This is a genomic window from Parabacteroides sp. FAFU027 (assembly GCF_022808675.1).
In the GTDB taxonomy this organism is placed as follows: domain Bacteria; phylum Bacteroidota; class Bacteroidia; order Bacteroidales; family UBA7332; genus CAXXIC01.
This window is the reverse complement of sequence record NZ_JAKZKV010000015.1, coordinates 35,423-56,210: the sequence shown is the minus strand read 5'-3', so window position 1 is coordinate 56,210 and position 20,788 is coordinate 35,423. Positions and strand designations below refer to the sequence as shown.

Below are 20,788 nucleotides of genomic sequence, written 5' to 3'. Positions count from 1 at the left end.
ACCTAAAACAGATATGAAACATAAAGGCTATAAATGCGAAACCGTCCTTCCATACGATGAAAAGGGCAGCAAGAAAGATCAGATCGTGAAAATGTTTGATGCAATTTCCGGTAACTACGATCCGATGAACCGTTTCATGACGATGGGCATTGACAAGCAGTGGCGCAAAAAAGCTATTCTCAGTTTGAAGAAATTTGAACCAAAGCAAATTCTGGATGTAGCTACCGGTACAGGCGATTTTGCAATTAATGCCAACCGTTTACTCCAACCGGAGCACATTACGGGAATTGATATTTCGGACGGAATGCTAGAGGTGGGTCGTAAAAAGCTCGCGAATCTGGGATTGCAGGATAAAATTTCGCTTGCTATTGGAGACAGTATGAAGCTAGACTTCGAGACCGGGACTTTCGATGCCGTGACTGTTGCTTTCGGTGTTCGTAATTTTGAAAATCTGGAGCAGGGTATTACCGAAATGTGCCGTGTGTTAAAACCAGGTGGAAATCTCGTTATCCTTGAAATGTCAGAGCCTGAAAGATTCCCGACACGCGAAATGTATCGCATCTATTCTAAGACTGTAATTCCTGCGTTTGCCCGTGTATTCTCCAAAGATAAAAAGGCCTACAGCTATTTGCCGAAATCTATCGAAGCATTTCCCCAAGGCAAGGAGATGGTCGCATTACTCAAGCGTTGTGGATTCAGCCAAGTGGTCAATAAGAAATTCACGATGGGTGTTTGTGCTTTTTACATGGCAACTAAGTAAACAATTTTAATTCAGATAATTATGTCACAATTCGAAAACGTAACAGTAGTAAAAAAAGCGAACGTATATTTCGGGGGTCAGGTTACCAGCCGCACAGTGTTGTTTGCTGATGGAACAAAAAAAACTTTAGGTATCATGATGCCGGGTGAGTATGAATTCGGTACGGATTCTAATGAATTAATGGAAATTTTGGGTGGTGAGATGGATGTTAAACTTCCAGGCTCAGAAGAATGGATTACCGTGAAAGAAGGCGACGATTTCCGTGTTCCGGCCAAATCGAAATTTCAGTTGGTGGTAAAAGAAGCTACAGACTACTGCTGTTCTTACTATTGATTTTTATCGCTTTTATGCAATATATAGCCCCGGCTCAGATCTTTGAACCGGGGCTTGTTATTTTCTAAAAGTAATGCTGTTTTTGTTATGTTGTGATTACTTTGTTGTGCCAAGAGATACATCGTCATCTAGAAAGTTACGGTAGAAGTAATGAGCTGTCTCCATAGCTCAGGAAGCGGAAGTCATGCGATAATGCATAATCATAGATTCTTTTCCAAACTTCTCCCACGAAAGCGGAAACCAGCAATAATAATGTGCTTGTCGGTTGGTGGAAATTTGTCACAATGCCCTTTACAATTCGGTATTGGTAGCTCGGAGCAATCATGATTTGTGTCGATGTTACCAGTTTGTCGCTATTTTGACGCTCCAGATAATTGATAATATTTGTAAGAGATTGCTCAACTGTTAGTGTCCAGGTTTGGTCATATGGCATCCATTGGCGTACCATCAATCCTTCGGCAGTTGCATTCGGGCGAAATTCCAGCAAGCAGCCGATGTAGTAGAGGCTTTCCAGTGTGCGTACAGAGGTTGTTCCCACTGCAATTACCGGTCGTTCCGATAGTAATTTCTCTATCAACGACCGTTTCACCGTGATAAATTCGGTATGCATTTCGTGATCGGCAATCAATTCGCTTTTAACAGGCTGGAAAGTGCCGGCACCTACGTGTAGTGTTAATTCCGCTCGTTCGATCCCTTTTTTTTCCAGTTCTTCGAATACTTTTTCTGTAAAATGCAACCCTGCCGTTGGGGCGGCTACCGAGCCTTCTATTTTAGAATAAACGGTTTGGTAAGTTTCCAGATCACTGTCTTCCGTATCGCGGTTCAGGTAGGGGGGGATGGGTAATTCGCCTACACTGTCCAGTATTTGGGCAAATGTAATCTCTGAATTTTCCCAGGTAAAACGAATTTCGTGTGTATTGCCCTTTGTGGCTATCTTTTCAGCGAATAGAGCTGTAGTGCCGTTGTCTGTTGCAATATCGAGTTTCAGTTGGCCGGACTTCCATTTTTTTAGATTACCAACCATGCAAAGCCAGGTGCATTTTCCTGAAGATTGGAAAGATATGGCATAGTCAGCCGGGGCAATCGGTTCCAGGCAGAAGATTTCGATACAAGCTCCGGTTTCTTTATAAAAATGAAGCCGCGCCTGAATAACACGGGTGTTATTAAACACCATAAGAGCGTTCTCCGGAAGGAACTCGGGAAGATTACCAAAGTTAGATTCGCTGATTTCTCCTTTTTTATACAGAAGCAGTTTTGACTGGTCTCGCTCCGATAATGGAAATTTCGCAATTCGTTCGTCGGGAAGATTGTAATTGTACTCTTCTATACGGATATGGCGGGGATGATTCATTTCGTATTTCAATGCAAATGTTATTTCTACTCGCTGACTAGCAAATGGACTAATCGTGATACAGCGTATTTTTCAAATTCTTTTTCTGGGATGCAAAGATACTGCTTTAGACAATCATTCAGCCCCGAAACAGTCACTTCATAGTAATTTGTAATAATCCGGCGATGGGAAAGGACATGGATAATGTCTCTTTGTTTCAATGAGAATGAGATGTTATTGATACCGGAAAACATTTTTTGAAAATCCTCTGATAACGAAAGAGAATTAAATTCCAGTTTTTCGGAGGTTTCAATCAGCGGAAATTCATAAAGGTTTTTCCAGATATCATTGCCGGTGCGTTTGTTTAACAATATGTTTTCGCCTAAGCGGATGTGAAAGTAATTGAAATAGCGGTTTTTTACTTCTGTTTTTTGTTGCTTGACCGGGCGTTGTATAACTGACCCATTTGCAAAAGCGATGCATTTTTCCTGAAAAGGGCATTCGTTGCATGCGGGATTTTTAGGCAGGCAGTGTACTGCTCCAAACTCCATCATCGCTTGATTGTGCGTCGCCGGATCGTTCTTTGATAGCAGTTGTTGAGCCAGAACGGCAAAGTATTTCTTTCCTTCGTTGCTGTCAATCGGTAAGTCTATATCATATAATCGTGACAGTATCCGGTAAACATTTCCATCGACCGTGGCATAAGGTTGATTAAACGCAAATGAACAGATTGCTGCAGCTGTGTATTCACCAACGCCTTTTAATGCCAGAACATCTTTATACAAGATTGGGAAAATGCCATTGTGCTTTTTTATTATCTGGTGGGCTGCGGTATGAAGATTGCGCGCCCGGCTGTAGTATCCCAATCCCTGCCAATATTTGAGAACCTCATCTTCGGGGGCTTCTGAGAGCGATTTTACATCGGGAAAACGATTTATAAACCGGATGTAATAGTCATATCCCTGAGCTACTCTTGTTTGTTGAAGTATAATTTCGGAGATCCAGATTCGATACGGGTTCTTCGTTTTCCGCCAGGGTAATTCCCTTTTAATTCCTATATACCAGTTGATTAGGGTTTTTGAAAATATAGTGTTAGTCATCCATACAAATTTTTTTCCAAAAATACACACAAATCGAAGAAAATCAGGTTTTTCCGCAAAAAAAAGAGGAACTGGTTTTTCTGTTCTGATAAAATGGTATATATTTGCAGTCCAAAATTTTAGGAACTGAATTGAACTCACAAATTAATTTAATCATATATGACAAAGGCTGATATTGTAAACGAGATTTCCCTTAAAACAGGGATTGAGAAAGCGGCTGTTTTGGCAACAGTTGAATCTTTCATGGATGTAGTAAAAGACTCTTTAGCTAAACAAGATAATGTTTACCTGAGAGGTTTCGGCAGCTTCATCATCAAGAAAAGAGCTCAAAAAACAGCTCGCAATATCTCTAAAAATACTACCATCGTTATTCCGGAACACAACATTCCTTCGTTCAAACCGGCTAAAACGTTTATGGACACTGTAAAAGGAGAATAAGTCAACACTATTTATTAATAACTAAAGAAATTACGACTATGCCAAGCGGTAAAAAAAGAAAAAGACACAAAATGTCTACGCACAAGCGTAAGAAAAGATTGAGAAAAAACAGACACAAAAAGAAAAAATAATTTAGTCTGATTTTTTCAATCCAGCAAGATCAACAAAGAACAAACTTCATGTGGTTTCAACATAAGTTTGTTCTTTGTATATTGTATCATACTTAAATTCAAACATTGTGAATAGCGAACTCATCGTTGACGTTACCCCGAAAGAGGTCTCGATTGCGGTTCTGGAAGATAAAAATCTGGTAGAGCTGCAAAAAGAGGCGCAGAACATTTCGTTCTCTGTGGGTGATATCTATCTGGGAAAAGTGAAGAAGCTGATGCCCGGATTGAATGCTGCGTTCGTTGATGTCGGATACGAGAAAGATGCTTTTCTCCATTACCTTGATTTGGGGCCAAACTTCGCATCCCAAAACAAGTTTCTCAGACAAACTATTTCCGACCGCAAGAAAACTCTCTCCATCTCAAAATTCCAGCTACTTCCTGAAATCAATAAAGACGGTGCCATTACGGAACTGCTCAAAAGCGGACAGGAAATTCTGGTGCAAATCGCCAAAGAACCTATTTCTTCCAAAGGCCCCAGGCTTACTGCCGAAATTTCATTTGCCGGTCGTTATCTGGTGTTGATCCCGTTTGCCGATAAAGTATCGGTTTCGCAGAAAATCAAATCGTCAGAAGAGCGTCAGCGTCTGAAGCAGTTGGTTCAAAGCGTTAAACCGAAAAACTTTGGGGTAATCGTGCGTACGGTGGCTGAAGGTAAGAAGATTGCTGAGCTTGACGATGAGCTTAAAATGCTGGCTAAACGCTGGGAGGACTGTGTGGTGAAACTACAACGCGCCAAACTTCCTTCGCTGATTTTCGAAGAGACCAGTCGTACGGGGGCTTTGTTGCGTGATAACTTTAACCCTTCATTCCAAAGCATACACGTCAATGATCCGGATGTATTCAACCAGGTCAGGGAGTATGTGGAGATGATTGCTCCGGAGAAGAAGGATATTGTAAAGCTTTACGAGGGAAACCTGCCGATCTTTGATAATTTCGGTATCACCAAGCAGATTAAGTCTCTGTTTGGGAAAACCGTGACTTTCAAGAGTGGCGCTTACCTGATTATCGAACACACCGAAGCGCTTCATGTAATTGACGTAAACAGCGGTAACCGTTCGAAATCCGGAAAAGGGCAGGAAGAAAATGCCCTGGATGTAAACAGCGCTGCAGCACAGGAAATTGCCCGCCAGTTGAGGCTGCGCGATATGGGTGGTATTATTGTGGTGGACTTCATTGATATGCAGGAGGGTGAGAACCGTCAGAAGCTATATGAGGTGATGCGTGAGGCTATGTCGAAAGACAAAGCGAAACACAACATCCTGCCGTTGAGTAAATTTGGCCTGATGCAGATTACCCGCCAACGTGTTCGTCCGAATATGGATATTACCACGACGGAGACCTGCCCGGTTTGCTTTGGAAACGGCACTATCAAGCCATCGATCCTGTTTACCGATATGCTCGAACGTAAGGTAGATTATCTGGTGAATAAATTGAAGGTGAAGACTTTTTCATTGCATGTTCACCCTTATGTGGCTTCGTTCATTAATCAGGGATTCTTCTCATTGAAATGGAGATGGAGATGTTCATACAGCTTTGGATTGCGGATTATTCCGAACCAAAGTCTGGCGCTTTTGGAATATCGTTTTATTGATTCCGACAAAAACGAAATCGACCTGAAAGAGGAAATCGAAATTAAATAATTGAATTTTTCAGGTTTAGTACGAAATTAAGATCGTTGATCTTTTGAAAATCCCGGAGAGAATTGTCTCTTCGGGATTTTTTATGCGGTATTGCTGAGCGGATTTTCGAAAAGAAACTGTCTTTGCGATGATGTTAGAATTGAAATAAAAAGGGTGTTCACTTTAAAATGAACACCCTTGTATTTTTATTTATTGACGATTAGTCGTTTCTTATAGGTGATATTTCCGGATTTGAGTTCCAGGATATAGATGCCGTTGCTCAGACTGCTGATGTCGTAAGATTGATCAGGCAGACCCAGGATATCCGATTTAACCAGAGAGCCTGTCGTATTGTAGATGTTTATGATTGCTTCATCTCCATTCTGGCTATTTGTCGATATCCGGATGTTGTCTTTTGCCGGATTAGGGTAAATCGAGAGTAGGTCGCCAGATGTGGTTGTTGCGATTCCGGCAGTGTTGTTTGTCGCAACATTTGAGCGAGAGGAGTAATAAAGCGCAGGGTAAGTGCTGGCTGTTGCCGATTTTAAGAGGCTTGCGCTTTGTGCGGTTGCTTGCTTATCGACAAAGATAGAGTAGGGGCTGATTACCTCAATCTGATAATAGACATTGCCGGACGGAGCGGTCAGGTCGGTAAACTGTGTATTGCTTCCTGAAGTCGAATTGATCAGGGCGACATTTTGTGCGTTTGTTCCTCTGTAAATGTTATAGGTTGAAACGGTGAATCCCGAGTATGCTTCCCAGATCAGGTTCCACGAGCCATTCACGCCCTGGTTGATGGCGAGGTGCATGGATTTGTGCGGATCACTTTGAGCTGATTCAAAACCGCAGTGGTCTTTCAGCGAAATCCGGTATTTGTTTGATTGAACACTGGTGTTTGAAAGTGAATCCACGAACTGGTTTGGTGCGGAATAGGCTACCGAGCCGATTTTTTTATAAACATTGGTCACGTTCGTTTCCTTGTAAACGCAGATAGAGTCGATAGTAGTTGATGATGGCCTGTTCCAGGCGATGACGTTGTTATTTGAGCTGTTTGCGGTTACAATTCCCAGTGTTGGGCTGCTTATTGGTGTTAAGTTGACTTGTACCTGATCGCTGGAGGTGCAGCCTTTAGAGTTTGACACGGTGACTGTGTAGGTGGTGTTGGTTGTAACAGAGGCAACCGGATTGGCGATAGTGTCATTGCTAAGTCCGGTAGATGGGGTCCATTTGTACTTAAATGTTCCACCTCCTGAGTAGTTGGCGGTTACACCTAATTGAGCCGTTCCTCCACATTGGGTAGTCTGGTCGGCGCCGGCATTTACGCTTAGCTGATTGACAATTACCTTGATGCCGTATTTTGTTGTAATATTTTGCCTATTGGTAAAAGTAAGCTTGTAGGTTATGGTTTGAGTAGGGGATGCAATAGGGTTTTCAATGTTAGTGGCACTGAGATAAAGGTTATCTGTCGGTAATAATGAAGACCATGAATAAGTACCATTGCCATCAAATTTGTAAATCGCTCCTCTATCAGTAACGATGTACCCTGTTTTAGGATCTGTAAATGTTATAGACTGAAGATTGGTGCTATCAGGGAGTCCAATACTTTTAATAACCCAATTCTCTCCTTTGTCTGTTGTCTTATAGCGGTACCCTTTTGAGGATACTATATATCCAGTATCTTGTGAAGTGAAATATATGGAATATCCGGTAGTTAAATCGGAAAATGTTTTTGATGTCCAGCTATTACCGCCATTTGATGTTTTTAAAAATATGCCAGACTCTCCGGTGATGTATCCGTTATTTGCATCGGTGAAATAAACAGCTCTTAAGTTGTTAGTAACATTGCATGTTTTATGGGCCCAGCTAGTACCACCATTGGTTGTTTTATAAAACATCCCATTTGCTCCAACTGCGTATCCATTAGTTGGGGAACTAAAATAAACGGAATTGATAGTGATGGAGGTGCTGCTTATTTGGCCCACATTCAATGTGTCGCCATTGTCTGTTATATTATACAAACCATTATTTGTACCCACAAATCCGGTGTTGGCCGAAGTCATCCAAATTGAATTTCCAGATAAGCCTGAAATATGTTTCCAGGTTTCTCCTCCATCGGTAGTTTTCCTGATATTTTCAGTTCCGACGATATAGCCCGTATCTTTGTTTACAAAGAAGATTGATTTCAGGCATGAAGGGTCATAGTGTAATGTGTCTTTTTTTATCCATGAATTACCTGAATTTGTTGTTTTAAGAATCAGTCCAGAGTCGCCAATAGCGAAACCGATATCTTTATTTATAAATAGAATCTGCTTCAGACTTTTGGTCGTTCCACTTGATAATTTTGTCCAGCTAAGAGATGGCTTTAATTGAATAGAACCTGAACATTCAAGAGAGTAAGTTGCAGTTTCCATTGTTTGCCCTTGCATCGTAAAGGCTATGCTACAAGCCAACACAATGCTTAATAAGTAATTCTTTATCATAGGTGGTTGTCAGTTTTTATTGTGCTGACTCTGCACATCTTAATGTTGTATTATGACGAATAAATAGTTAGTTCCTATTCAAATAATCAAGCCCATGGCGTTTTAACCATAGGCTTGATGGGGTTATTTCATTTGGAACAGACAAGCGTTAAGCTTGTGGCGTATCAGGCGTATCTTTTGAGTTGGAATGCGAACCTCCGAGGTCGATGATCTGGCGAGCGGACTGGTATTCGCTGTAGAAAGTGGGATTGGTGGTCTTGAACGGGAGCATCAGTTTGTCCACCTTGTTTTTGAGCAGGTCTTGGTTGTCTGATATTTTGCTCCTGATTTGATCGTTTGTGGCACTGTTTGAGCCTTGCTGGTTACCTATTTCGCCGATGCTCTTTTGAAAAGCTTGTTTGTCGGTAAAAAGAGAATCTACATCACTTTGAGAAACACCCCAAGTGACGAGTGAGGTAACGATAGGGGTTGCTGTATCGCCATATTTCTGGGCAGTGTCTATCAAGTTGGTGTTACGCAATCCTTTAATCGTGGTCGGGCTGACGGCTCCCAATAATGCGAGCTTTTCGTCAGAGGTGGCTGCGGCATGTGCGGCGAATGCTCCGGCCAGTTTCAAAATGCCATTGATAATTCGTTCTTCCAGATTATTTTTGGTCGAGGTCAGGCTTTTTGTGGACTCAATTAACTGAATCAGGCTTCGGATTTCAACCGTATTGCTTTGTAATTCGGAGTGCGCAGAGACAATAGGCTGGATATCCTTGATGGTCTCATGCTTTGTTGTGAAAAACTGTTCTACACGCTCTTGCATGTTAAACTGGTTGGTTTGGTTGTTTGTCATGTTTTTGAAATTTAAGAGATGTGTATATTGAAAATTGATTATTTTATATTCGCAAATATTGAAATACTTTCCGGCTTTTGCAAATTTTGGATGTGTAAAATTGATAATTTGAGTGATTTTATAGGTGGATATATTAAAAGTATGTTTGCAGAACTGTGAAATCTATACTGGAAATAGCCGGAAAAATATGTTGAGCTGAAATTTGAAAAGATTGAATTCCTTTATTTCTGTTCCAAGTTGGCATTTATATGAATCAAGATGGCATTTTGGCATCCTGAGATTACATCTATATCACCCAAGATGGCATTTGTGTCCCCCGAGATGGCATTTTGCAATGTCAAGATTGCATCTATGTCGCCCAAGTTGGCATTTATATGAAACAAGATGGCATTTTGGCATCCTGAGATTACATCTATATCATTCAAGATGGCATCTGTGTCGCCCGGGATGGCATTTTGCAAAGTCAAGATTACATCTATATCACCCAAGGTGGTATTTGTGTTGTCCGGGATGGTATTTTGCAATGCGAAAATCGTTTTTATTTGAGAATAAGCGCCATTGATACTGTTCAGGATGATATTTATCGTGGCTTCCTATTCCGTTTTTACTTTAAAATCAATATCTTTGGGCTTCTTCTCCCGATGCAGATAGTTTGATTGTCAAAGTACTGCATTCAACTCACAAGACTTTATTTTCTGAAAACATTTAATATAAACAACCATGAAACGAAGAGATTTTTTCAAGACGGCTGCTCTGGCAGGAATCGCGACCCTGTTTAGTCCGAAATCGTTGGCTAACGTGGTGACCGAAAACGAACTGACCGTGGCTTCATCCCCCGACCTGGTGGCGGTGATGGGCGGCGAACCCGAAGTGATGCTTATCCGGGCGCTCAAGGAATTGGGCGGAATACAGAAGTTTGTAAAGAAGGGCCAGAAGGTGGTGATTAAGCCCAATATCGGTTGGGATCGTACTCCGCAGATGGCCGCCAATACCAATCCGCAACTGGTGGGTGCGTTGGTGAAACAGTGTCTGGCAGCGGGAGCGAAGCAGGTGCTGGTGTTTGATCATACGTGCGACAACTGGCAGAAGTGCTACGAGGCCAGCGGTATCGAGGCTGCGGTGAAGGCTGCGGGTGGTAAGATTATCCCCGGCAACGATGAGTCGATGTATCGCGAGGCGGATTTGCCGCATGGCGTGAATCTGAAAAAGATTAAAGTGCATGAAGCCATTCTTGATTGCGACGTGTGGTTTAATGTGCCGGTGCTCAAGCATCACGGCGGGCCAAAGATGTCTATCTCCATGAAAAATATGATGGGTATCGTGTGGGACCGCGGATACTGGCATCGCAATGACCTTCACCAGTGCATCGCCGACTGTGCTACTTTCCACAAGAAACCGGTGCTGAACATCGTGGACGCTTACCGCGCGATGAAATCCAACGGTCCGCAAGGCAAGTCGGAATCCGATGCGGTGATGATGAAATCGCTGCTCGTGTCGCACGATTTCGTGGCTGTGGATACAGCGGCCATCAAGATGTTTAACCAGATTCGCGAGACCAATTTGGCGGATGTGCGCTACGTTGCTCTGGCCGAACAACTCAAAGTGGGTACGCAACATCTGGAGAAATTAAATGTAAAACGGATTAAACTATAAGGGGCTTCAGGCATCTAACAGAACGATAATCAAACTCAGCACAAAGATGCAAAGGCGCAAAGTGACACGCGTTTTTGCATCTTTGTGCTGATAGTTTCTATAAAACTTATCATTTTAATGTTCATGAAAACCCTTAAACACATTCGACGATTACTGGCAATTCTTTTCTTCCTGCCGATTCTGCTTTTTTTTATTGATTTCACGGGGTTACTGCCCCTTTTCCTGCATAAATTGCTGCAAATGCAATGGATTCCCGCGCTGATGTCTGTCCAGGTGGGAGTGGTGGGTTTCCTTCTGGTCTTAAGCCTGCTGTTCGGGCGCTTGTATTGCTCGGTGATTTGCCCCTTGGGCGTTTTTCAGGACATTGCAGCCTGGAAGTCGCGTTGGTTTAAGAAAAAGGGGAGACGTTACCGCTTTGACTACCGTAAACCGAATAATATTCTGCGTTACAGCCTGCTTGCGCTGACCGTGATTGTTTTTTTGCTGGGCAGTAGCGCGGTGGTGGTGTGGCTCGACCCGTATAGTATCTTCGGCCGCATCATTACGCAACTCCTTCGCCCGCTTTTTATATGGGCAAATAACGGCTTCTCGGCATTGTTCATCAAAAAAGGTATTTATGTGATTTACGGCGTGTCTCAAAACGCCTTTGTGGTGATACCGTTTATTATTACTTCGGTCTTTTTTGTGATAGTGGCAGTCATGTCGTGGTTTCGGGGGCGGTTGTATTGCAATACGGTTTGTCCGGTGGGGACTTTCCTCGGACTATTATCCAAACTCTCATTGTTTAAAATTGAAATCGAGAAATCCTCCTGCACCCAATGCAGTGCCTGCGAAAAGCGCTGCAAATCCCAGTGCATCGATTCGATGGCAATGACGGTGGACGAGACACGCTGTGTGAGTTGCTTCAACTGTCTCTCCGTTTGCAAAAAAGGAGGTGTCAAATACGCATTTCGCTATGGTAAAAAGCAGGAGGCAGCTCCCGTTTCGGAAATCAACAGTAGCCGTCGCACCTTTATGCTGACCTCCGGAGCCGTGGTAGCAGCCCTTGCGACCGCCAAAGCCGAGACCCTCACCGGTAAAAAGGACGAAATCCTCTCCCGCAAACCCATTATGCCTCCGGGAGCCGGCCATCTTGAGCATTTCAATACCAAATGCACCGGCTGTCAGCTCTGTGTGAGCAAATGCCCTATGCATGTACTGAAACCGGCTGCCCTTGAATACGGTATCAGTGGGATTATGCAGCCGCGACTTGCCTTTTCCACGCACGTATATTGTAATCAGGATTGTACAATATGTTCTGAGGTTTGTCCGACCGGTGCATTGACGAAGCTGACAGTAGAGGAAAAGCGCGTCACGCAGATGGGGATTGCCCGTTTCCGTAAACACAAGTGTGTGGTCTATACCGATGAGAAAGATTGCGGCGCTTGTTCGGAACATTGCCCGACGCAAGCCGTTCACATGATTCCCTACAAAAACGGGTTGACTATCCCGCAGGTGACTCCCGACCTCTGTATTGGTTGCGGCGGATGCGAATCAATCTGTCCGGTTCGCCCTTACCAGGCCATCTATGTGGAGGGAAACAGCGTGCAGGTGAAGGCTAAAAAGCCGAAAGATGCACAAAAGTTTGAGAAAAAGATAGACAATTTCGGGTTCTAAACAGACTGATATTCGTAATTTTGTCCTGAGCTTCCCAAATAGGGGAGGCTCAGGACTTTTTATTATGGAAAAATACGAACTCATCACCATATTAGGCCCGACCGCCTCGGGTAAAACGCCATTCGCTGCTGCGCTGGCTTATGATCTTGATACGGAAATCATCAGCGCCGATTCGCGTCAGGTCTATCGTGGAATGGACCTGGGCACGGGAAAAGACCTGGAGGATTACACTGTAAACGGAAAGCCAATTCCCTATCACCTGATTGATATTTGCGATGCAGGGGAGAAGTATAACGTATTCGAGTTTCAGCACGACTTTGCCGAAGCATTTTCCCAAATCAAAGAAAAGGGTAAATTGCCTATCCTGTGCGGAGGTACCGGCATGTATATCGAGTCGGTGTTGAAGGGATATAAATTGCTGGCCGTACCTGAGAATACCGAATTGCGCGAACGCTTGAGCGGGCATTCTTTGGAGCAACTCACCGAAATGCTGAAGCAATATAAGGACCTTCACAACACTACCGATGTAGATACGGTGAAACGTGCCATCCGTGCCATCGAGATCGAAGAATATTACCTTAATCAGGCTCCCGATGTGAATGAATTTGCACCGATCAATAGCCTGATTATCGGTGTGGATATAGAACGCGAGGCTCGTCGGGAAAAGATCTCCCGTCGCCTGAAAAGCCGTCTCGATGCCGGGATGGTCGATGAGGTGAAGCGACTGCTTGATTCAGGTATTTCTGCCGAAGACCTGATTTACTACGGCCTCGAATACAAATACCTGACGCTTTATGCAACCGGGCAAATCTCATTCGATGAAATGTTTTCCCAGCTTGAAATCGCCATCCATCAGTTTGCCAAACGGCAAATGACCTGGTTCAGGGGCATGGAACGCCGCGGATTCTCCATTCATTGGCTCGATGCCTTTATGCCGATGGAGGAGAAGATTGAGCGGGTGAAGGGACTCCTTGGAAGGGATTGAGGGGATAAACAAGGCAATTTGCAGAAATATAATGTGACCAAACTCCCCTCCTAGGAGGGGTCGGGGGTGGGTAAATATTTCACAGGACCCAACCCTAACCCCTCCCGGGAGGGGAACTCTGATACTCTAAACTGATTTATATAATCAATGAGAAGAAAAATCATTCCATACAATCCTAACTTGAAAGTACTGGCAAAACAGCTTCGGGAGAATATGACTCTTTCGGAGGTGTTATTGTGGGATGAGCTGAAGCAGAAGAAAATGCTGGGAATGGATTTTGACAGACAACGTCCAATGCTCAATTATATAGTTGATTTTTATTGCAAAGACTTAATGTTAGCCATTGAAGTTGATGGAGATAGTCACGACTTTAAATTTGAACAAGATAAACTACGACAATCTGAACTTGAAAAAGAAGGGGTTACGTTTCTTCGCTTTGACGATATTGAGGTCAAGCATAACATGAATAATGTTCTGAGGACTATTGAATCGTGGATTCAAAACACAAAACAAGAACCCACCCCTAACCCCTCCGAGGAGGGGAATTCTGAATACCATTTGCTTTAGAATTTATTATAGCTAAAAAATATACAAACCACATACACAAATTACGCCATGTATCCATCATTAAATCTCAAACACAAAGAATCCAATAATTTTGTCCTGCTTGCCGGACCGTGTGTAATCGAAGGCGAAACCATGGCAATGGAAATTGCCGAACGCATCGTTACAATAACCGATAAGCTGAATATCCCCTATGTTTTCAAAGGCTCTTACCGCAAGGCGAACCGTTCACGTAATGATTCATTTACCGGAATCGGCGATGAAAAAGCGTTGAAGGTATTGCGCAAAGTGAGCGAAACCTTTGGCATTCCGGTAGTATCGGATATTCATTCGGCTGATGAAGCGAAGATGGCAGCTGAATACGTTGATGTACTTCAGATTCCCGCTTTCCTTTGCCGTCAGACGGACCTGCTGATTGCTGCTGCCGAGACGGGACGCTGTGTCAATATCAAGAAAGGCCAGTTTCTTTCACCGGCTGCAATGGAGTTTGCCGCACAGAAAATAGTGGATGCAGGCAATCCTAATGTGATGCTGACTGACCGTGGAACGACATTCGGATATTACGACCTGATTGTGGACTACCGTGGTATTCCTGAGATGCAAAGCTTTGGCTATCCGGTGGTACTGGATGTTACCCACTCGTTGCAACAACCCAACTCGGCCAGTGGCGTGACCGGTGGTAAACCACAACTTATCGAAACCATTGCCCGTGCAGGTGTTGCCGTTGGAGTGGATGGCCTTTTTATGGAAACACATCCCGACCCTAAAAACGCCAAATCGGATGGAGCTAACATGCTTCAGTTGGATTTGCTAGAAGGAGTATTGACCCGCCTGACAGCCATCCGTCAAACCATCAACAAATTCTGATGGTAAGGATAGGTTTGCTTTCTGATACCCACATGTGGTGGGATGATAAATACGAATACTATTTCAGGGAATGTGATGAAATCTGGCACGCAGGAGATATTGGCTCGGTAGAAGTGGCTGATCGGTTGGCTGCAATCAAGCCTTTGCGTGCGGTATATGGAAATATCGACGGGCAACAGATTCGCCGCATGTTTCCCAAAGACCAGCGATTCACGCTCGAAGGCGCTGATGTCTGGATTACCCACATCGGTGGTTATCCGGGTAAATATGCGCCCGAGGTTAAGCCGGAGATTTTCCAGAATCCACCGAAGCTTTTCGTCTGCGGTCATTCCCATATATTGAAGGTAAAGTTTGACCCGAAGCTGAATCTTCTCCATATCAACCCGGGCGCTGCGGGGAAATATGGTTTTCACGTACAGCGCACACTGGTCAGGTTTACCATTGATAATGGTGAATTTAAGGACCTTGAAGTTATAGAGCTTGGCCGGCAAGGATAGGCTCGCAAAACAAAATATTTTCTGTTGATAATGATAAAAAGAATTGCCGTTTCTCTACTAACGTTCCTATTTATTGGTTTAAACACCCATGCGGTTACTCCCGGATTATTGGCCAAAGCCATGAAAGACGGAAAATTGCAGCAATGGGTTGATTCCGTATTTTCATCAATGACGTTCGAAGAAAAAATCGGACAGCTGTTTATGATTACGGCTGATGTAACCCAATCCAAAGCTTATCAGGAAAGACTTGCCAGTCTGGTGAAGAATCAGAAGATTGGTGGCGTTCTTTTTTCCAAAGCTACCGTTGAGACGCAGGCAAAACTGACTAATTATCTTCAGTCGCAGGCCCGGATTCCGCTTTTAATCTCTCTGGATGGGGAATGGGGGCTTTCCATGCGTATCGAAGGAACTACCCGTTTCCCGAAGAATATTGCCCTTGGGGCAGGAGGTGACCTGCACTCTATTTATGAATACGGACGACTGGTAGGACAACAATGCAAGGCGATGGGCATTCATATCAACTTTGCGCCGGTGCTTGACATCAATAACAATCCCAATAACCCGGTAATTAATATCCGTTCATTTGGAGAAAACCGTCAGAAAGTGACTAATGCAGCATTGGCTTATGCCCGTGGGTTGGAGAGCGTTGGTGTTATTTCGGTTGGAAAGCATTTTCCCGGTCATGGGGATACATCTGTTGATTCTCACTTAGGATTGCCGACGCTACATTTGAGCCTTTCACGTCTTGATTCATTGGAACTTTATCCTTTTAAAAAGTATATCCAAAAAGGTTATGCCGGAATGATGGTCGGTCATTTGTATTTGCCTGCGATTGATCAAGACACTGTGCCCGCATCTTTGTCTCACAATGTGGTGACTGATTTACTAAAAGATGAATTGGATTTTGATGGTTTGGTTTTTTCCGATGCTTTGGTGATGAAAGCTATTGTGCAAAAAGGAGAAAGCCCATGTGTAAAAGCTTTACTTGCTGGGATTGATGTGCTCTTGAGTCCGTCCAATCCGGTTGAAGAATTTAATGCAGTAAAGAAAGCCGTGGAAAATGGAACTATCAAACAATCCATTATTGAGGAGAAATGCAAGAAAATTCTCGCTTATAAATATGTCGCCGGACTGAATGAATACAAACCGATTGACCTGTACCGGCTAACTCCAAGGCTGAATAGTCGTGAGGCGGATTTGGTAAACCGCAAACTGACGAAAAAGTCACTAACGTTATTGTCGAATAAAAAGCACATTATTCCGCTTCAGAATCTGGACCAAAATCGTATTGCGGTTGTGGCTTTAGGTGAAGAGAACACGACATTCCAGAATATGTCAAAGAATTATGCAGAGACTACTTTGTTTTCTATAACTGATGATACGAAACAGGAAAAGCTGGCGCAAATCATTGAAAATCTTAAACAGTTCGACATCATAATAGTTGGAGTTTATACAGACCGCTCCGATTATCCGGCCCGCCTTAAGCAAATCACCAACACTCTGGGACGGAATAATCAGATGATATTGACCTTCTTTACTTCTCCGTATAAACTGGAGCAATATGAAGAGTCGGTGGCGAAGGCGCGTGGAGTTTTGCTCGCTTATGAAAACACTGTTTTGGCAGGAAGTTACTCCATGCAGTTATTATTTGGTGGAGTAGAAGCAGAAGGAGTTTTGCCGGTAACTGCTGATAGCCTCTATGCTTATGGGGCTGGTCAAAAGACTGAAAAATGCCGTTTATCTTATGACCTGCCTGAAACAGTCGGTATGAATTCGCAGAAGCTTAACCTGATTGATACAGTAGTCTATGATGCGATTCGCAACCAGGCTACTCCCGGTTGCCAGGTTCTGGTTGCTAAAGATGGCGTAGTCGTATTCAATAAATCTTACGGCTATTTTGATTATGCCAATACCCATGAAGTAACGAGTTCTGACCTTTACGATTTGGCTTCAGTTACCAAAGCCGCTGCTACTGTTCCGGCAATGATGTTGCTTTATGACCAGGATAAATATGTATTGCGTGATAAATTGGGTAAATTTATTCCTGCTCTTAAAGGTTCGGATAAAGCAAACATAACTGTCCGGGATGCTCTTTTCCACCAATCAGGATTACCGGCTTATTTACCGTTCAGCCATATGCTGTTTGAACCGAAAAGCTATAAAGGCGAATTGATAAGCAAGCAAAAAACTACCCGCTATCCGATTCAGGTGGATGACGATGCTTTTGCTCCTGAGAATCTGAAATTCAAGACCGAACTTGTAACTGAAACACCGGGACCAAACTATACCGTACAGGTAGCAGACCATTTTTACCTTAATCCAGTGTTTCATGCAGAGATGATGCAGCGATTGTTGAAAACGAAACTAGGTTCCAAAGAAAAATATGTATATAGCGACTTGAACTTCATGCTGCTACGGATGATGGTTGAGAATGTTTCAGGGCAAAAGCTGGATACCTTCTTAACTAAGAATCTGTATTCAAAATTGGGCGCTTCATCATTAGGTTACTTGCCACTGACACGTTTTGATAAACTTAGAATTGCACCGACGGAGAATGACCAGTTTTTCCGTCACCAGTTAATCGTCGGTTATCCTCATGATGAAACTGCAGCTTTGGCCGGTGGAGTAGAGGGGAATGCCGGATTATTTTCAAATGCCAATGATTTGGCTAAACTTTGCCAGATGTGGTTGAATGAAGGTAGTTATGGTGGAGAACAACTTATCTCGGGTGAAACCTGCCGTATGTTTACCCAAATGAAAAGTTCAGATAGTCGTCGTGGTCTGGGCTTTGATAGGCCCAATCCGGTTAAACCGAGTAATGGCCCAACAGGTGATTCGGCGCCGCTTTCTACATATGGTCATACCGGATTTACCGGCACCTGTTTTTGGGTGGATCCGGAGAATAAACTGATTTATATTTTTCTTTCCAATCGGGTTTATCCGCATAGCTGGAATAAGAAGCTCAGTCAAATGGATACCCGGACGCTAATTCAGGAAGCCATTTATAAGGCGATGGTAAAATAAAAAAGAGTGACTTTGAATCGGTTGAGACAAAGTCACTCTTTTTCGTTATAGCGATTAATTGTTTTTATTCAAAGAAGAAAGAAAGAACAATCATATTGGACGTTACTTTTGATAAAGCATTGGTGTATTGCAGATTTGGAAGAGCATTCCCTTTATCATCAAATAGCTCTGGTCTATCTTTATCCAGTACATTATTCAATCCAATGCAGAGTTTCAACTCCGGATTCAGTTTAAAATACTCAAAGTATAAATCGCAACCTACCCCGATTTCCAGAAAGTAGTTCAGCTTCTTCAATCGAATCAAATCTTCCGGGTCTTTTTTACTGGCCAAATCGTAAGCAGCAGCTCCCCCAACCATTAAATACGGTCTGGAATTGTTTAATCTCAACGATGAGTATTTTAACTCCAGAGGAAGCATCAGATAATTGGATTTGATAGACTCTTTACCTAGTGTCACACCTGATTGATTATTGTAAACAAGATCTTTACTTCCAAAATGTAAAGAAGGAACTGCTCTCAGGTTGAAATATTGTGTTAGAGCCAAATCACCGACCAATCCGACTGTAAATCCCGGACTATAACTCGGTATTTCAGCATAAATCTTGTTCCCATTTTGATCTATTCCCGTATGTGAAAAATGAAGATCCTGAGAATTTAAACCGACCAGATATCCGAAGTGTAACCGTTTAAAGTCCACCATCGGTTGGTTCTGGTCCATAAAATTCTGGGCTGAAATCTCACCTAAGGCAGTCAGAAAAAGTCCTGTCAAAATATATTTGAGAAGCTTCATGAGTTCTTTTTCTATTTTAAACGCTGTTTCAATCTTTAAATTGCATGGTTGGTGAATTCTACCGATAAAGCAATCTGATTACAACCTGACCACAATACCGCTCTGGCGCAGATATTCTTTCAATTCGTGCATTGGAATTTCTCCGAAATGGAATACGCTGGCTGCCAGTGCCGCATCAGCCTTACCCAGTTCGAAAGCATCACGGAAATGCTCTCTTTTTCCCGCACCGCCTGATGCGATAATCGGAATGTGAAGCTCCTCAGCTAAACGGCGAAGTGCATCATTGGCATAACCTTCTTTCACCCCGTCGTGAGTCATGCTGGTGAAGAGAATTTCGCCGGCTCCGCGGCTTTCTGCCTCTTTGGCCCAGGTGAAAAGTTCGCGATCTGTAGGAACGCGCCCACCGTTGAGGTAACAACGCCAGGAGCCATCTGCTTCGAAGTTTGCATCAATCGCCACGACACAAACCTGAGTGCCGAAGTTTTTTGCAATTTCACCGATCAGGTCGGGATTTCGCAGTGCCGAAGAGTTTATAGATACTTTGTCAGCCCCCGCATTTAGCAGACGATCCACATCTTTCAGCTCATTGATTCCACCTCCCACGGTAAAAGGAATACTTACTTCTGCCGCTACGTTTTTTACGATATCGGTAAATGTTTTGCGACCTTCGTGCGAAGCTGTAATATCCAGGTAAACCAATTCGTCGGCTCCCTGGTCACTGTACATTTTTCCCAATTCAACCGGATCACCGGCATCACGGAAATTCACGAAGTTAACGCCTTTGACGGTTTTTCCATCTTTGACGTCGAGGCAAGGAATAATTCGTTTTGCTAACATAGGATGAAGACCCCACCCGACCTCCCCGAAGGGGAGGAGAATGAGGGTGCTATTATTAGATTATTATAGATTCAAAATAAGATAATGAGCAGAAATCCCCTCGTTCGGAGGGGTTCGGGGCGGTTTCCTAAACAAATCGTCTAAGATCTCTAAGATTGATTCTTCCCTCGTAAATGGCTTTTCCAAAGATTACCGAATGTACACCGGATTCGTCAAGTTTCTCGATATCTTCAATACCACTCACACCACCGCTGGCAATAACATACAATTCAGGAAAATCAGCCATTATTTGCTTGTACAGTTCTGTGGCAGGACCCTGTAACATCCCGTCTTTGCTGATGTCTGTACTGATTACTTTGTAAATACCTTTATCAACGTAGCTTTTCAGAAAGTCATTCAGTTGCAGGTCGGTTTCTTCTTTCCAGCCGCTCACAGCAATTTTATTGTCTTTGACATCGGCTCCGAGAATGATACGGTCACGACCAAATTTCTCCAACCAGGAACTGAAAACATCCGGATTCTTTACTGCGATGCTACCACCGGTCACCATTTTTGCACCAGAGTTGAATGCGATTTCTAGGTCTTCGTCAGTTTTCAATCCACCACCGAAATCGATGATAAGGTTCGTCCGATTGGCAATACGTTCAAGTACTTTATAATTGACAATATGCTGAGCTTTTGCGCCGTCAAGGTCAACCAGGTGAAGGCGTTTCAGTCCATTGTCAACGAACATTTTGGCAACCTCAAGCGGGTCTTCGTTGTAAACGGTTTTCTGGTTATAGTCACCTTGCGTCAGACGTACGCATTTTCCTTCGATAATATCTATTGCGGGAACGAGTTCGATCAT

The 20,788-nt window shown here is 43.4% G+C and carries 19 protein-coding genes; 11 read left to right on the top strand and 8 right to left on the bottom strand.

The window, feature by feature from the left end; genetic code table 11:
- The first annotated feature begins 13 nt into the window (after positions 1-13).
- Positions 14-760, top strand: a complete 747-nt coding sequence (gene ubiE, locus MLE17_RS17195) for a bifunctional demethylmenaquinone methyltransferase/2-methoxy-6-polyprenyl-1,4-benzoquinol methylase UbiE (protein WP_243349962.1) — start codon at positions 14-16, stop codon at positions 758-760.
- A gap of 21 nt (positions 761-781) precedes the next feature.
- Positions 782-1,093 carry a pyrimidine/purine nucleoside phosphorylase gene (locus MLE17_RS17190; protein ID WP_243349960.1) on the top strand — a complete coding sequence of 104 codons (312 nt, stop codon included), beginning with the start codon at positions 782-784 and terminating at the stop codon, positions 1,091-1,093.
- 136 nt (positions 1,094-1,229) lie between these two features.
- On the opposite strand, the gene MLE17_RS17185 is transcribed toward MLE17_RS17190, so the two are convergent.
- Entirely contained in the window at positions 1,230-2,444 is a 1,215-nt protein-coding gene (locus MLE17_RS17185; RefSeq protein WP_243350001.1) for an S-adenosylmethionine:tRNA ribosyltransferase-isomerase, read from the bottom strand.
- A gap of 26 nt (positions 2,445-2,470) precedes the next feature.
- Positions 2,471-3,523, bottom strand: coding sequence for an A/G-specific adenine glycosylase (gene mutY / locus MLE17_RS17180; protein ID WP_243349959.1), 1,053 nt, complete (start codon positions 3,521-3,523; stop codon positions 2,471-2,473).
- A 159-nt stretch (positions 3,524-3,682) separates the two neighbouring features.
- Between mutY and MLE17_RS17175 the strand changes: the two genes are divergently transcribed.
- Both MLE17_RS17175 and MLE17_RS17170 read left to right on the top strand, forming a co-directional pair.
- A complete protein-coding gene (locus MLE17_RS17175) occupies positions 3,683-3,961 on the top strand; it encodes an HU family DNA-binding protein (protein ID WP_243349958.1) in 279 nt (92 codons plus the stop codon).
- A gap of 238 nt (positions 3,962-4,199) precedes the next feature.
- The gene (locus MLE17_RS17170) at positions 4,200-5,771 is read left to right on the top strand and encodes a ribonuclease E/G (protein ID WP_243349957.1); all 1,572 of its coding nucleotides are present in this window, start codon (positions 4,200-4,202) and stop codon (positions 5,769-5,771) included.
- A 185-nt stretch (positions 5,772-5,956) separates the two neighbouring features.
- Here MLE17_RS17170 and MLE17_RS17165 read toward each other — a convergent pair whose 3' ends face one another.
- From MLE17_RS17165 to MLE17_RS17155, 3 genes are all read right to left on the bottom strand, one after another.
- Positions 5,957-8,230 (bottom strand): YCF48-related protein, encoded by a 2,274-nt coding sequence (locus MLE17_RS17165; RefSeq protein ID WP_243349956.1) that lies wholly within the window; start codon positions 8,228-8,230, stop codon positions 5,957-5,959.
- 148 nt (positions 8,231-8,378) lie between these two features.
- Complete coding sequence (locus tag MLE17_RS17160) at positions 8,379-9,068, bottom strand: hypothetical protein (protein ID WP_243349955.1); 690 nt, start codon at positions 9,066-9,068, stop codon at positions 8,379-8,381.
- A gap of 221 nt (positions 9,069-9,289) precedes the next feature.
- Entirely contained in the window at positions 9,290-9,592 is a 303-nt protein-coding gene (locus MLE17_RS17155) for a hypothetical protein (protein WP_243349954.1), read from the bottom strand.
- A gap of 196 nt (positions 9,593-9,788) precedes the next feature.
- On the opposite strand from MLE17_RS17155, the gene MLE17_RS17150 reads away from it, so the two are divergent.
- The 7 genes from MLE17_RS17150 to MLE17_RS17120 all read left to right on the top strand — a co-directional run bounded on the left by MLE17_RS17150 (position 9,789) and on the right by MLE17_RS17120 (position 18,314).
- Entirely contained in the window at positions 9,789-10,721 is a 933-nt protein-coding gene (locus MLE17_RS17150) for a DUF362 domain-containing protein (RefSeq protein WP_243349953.1), read from the top strand.
- A 123-nt stretch (positions 10,722-10,844) separates the two neighbouring features.
- Entirely contained in the window at positions 10,845-12,377 is a 1,533-nt protein-coding gene (locus tag MLE17_RS17145; RefSeq protein ID WP_243349951.1) for a 4Fe-4S binding protein, read from the top strand.
- A 64-nt stretch (positions 12,378-12,441) separates the two neighbouring features.
- The gene (miaA, locus tag MLE17_RS17140) at positions 12,442-13,362 is read left to right on the top strand and encodes a tRNA (adenosine(37)-N6)-dimethylallyltransferase MiaA (protein WP_243349949.1); all 921 of its coding nucleotides are present in this window, start codon (positions 12,442-12,444) and stop codon (positions 13,360-13,362) included.
- A gap of 147 nt (positions 13,363-13,509) precedes the next feature.
- A complete protein-coding gene (locus MLE17_RS17135) occupies positions 13,510-13,929 on the top strand; it encodes an endonuclease domain-containing protein (RefSeq protein WP_243349948.1) in 420 nt (139 codons plus the stop codon).
- Positions 13,930-13,977: 48 nt separating this feature from the next.
- Positions 13,978-14,793 carry a 3-deoxy-8-phosphooctulonate synthase gene (gene kdsA, locus MLE17_RS17130; protein ID WP_243349947.1) on the top strand — a complete coding sequence of 272 codons (816 nt, stop codon included), beginning with the start codon at positions 13,978-13,980 and terminating at the stop codon, positions 14,791-14,793.
- Entirely contained in the window at positions 14,793-15,290 is a 498-nt protein-coding gene (locus tag MLE17_RS17125) for a metallophosphoesterase family protein (RefSeq protein ID WP_243349946.1), read from the top strand. The genes kdsA and MLE17_RS17125 overlap by 1 nt, the downstream gene beginning before the upstream one ends.
- Positions 15,291-15,320: 30 nt before the next feature.
- Positions 15,321-18,314 carry a glycoside hydrolase family 3 N-terminal domain-containing protein gene (locus MLE17_RS17120; protein ID WP_243349945.1) on the top strand — a complete coding sequence of 998 codons (2,994 nt, stop codon included), beginning with the start codon at positions 15,321-15,323 and terminating at the stop codon, positions 18,312-18,314.
- A 64-nt stretch (positions 18,315-18,378) separates the two neighbouring features.
- Here the strand turns inward: MLE17_RS17120 and MLE17_RS17115 are convergent, their stop codons facing one another.
- The 3 genes from MLE17_RS17115 to hisA form a co-directional block, all read right to left on the bottom strand.
- Complete coding sequence (locus MLE17_RS17115) at positions 18,379-19,104, bottom strand: porin family protein (protein ID WP_243349944.1); 726 nt, start codon at positions 19,102-19,104, stop codon at positions 18,379-18,381.
- Positions 19,105-19,182: 78 nt separating this feature from the next.
- Entirely contained in the window at positions 19,183-19,941 is a 759-nt protein-coding gene (gene hisF, locus MLE17_RS17110; protein WP_243349942.1) for an imidazole glycerol phosphate synthase subunit HisF, read from the bottom strand.
- A gap of 127 nt (positions 19,942-20,068) precedes the next feature.
- Positions 20,069-20,788, bottom strand: a complete 720-nt coding sequence (gene hisA, locus MLE17_RS17105) for a 1-(5-phosphoribosyl)-5-[(5-phosphoribosylamino)methylideneamino]imidazole-4-carboxamide isomerase (protein WP_243349941.1) — start codon at positions 20,786-20,788, stop codon at positions 20,069-20,071.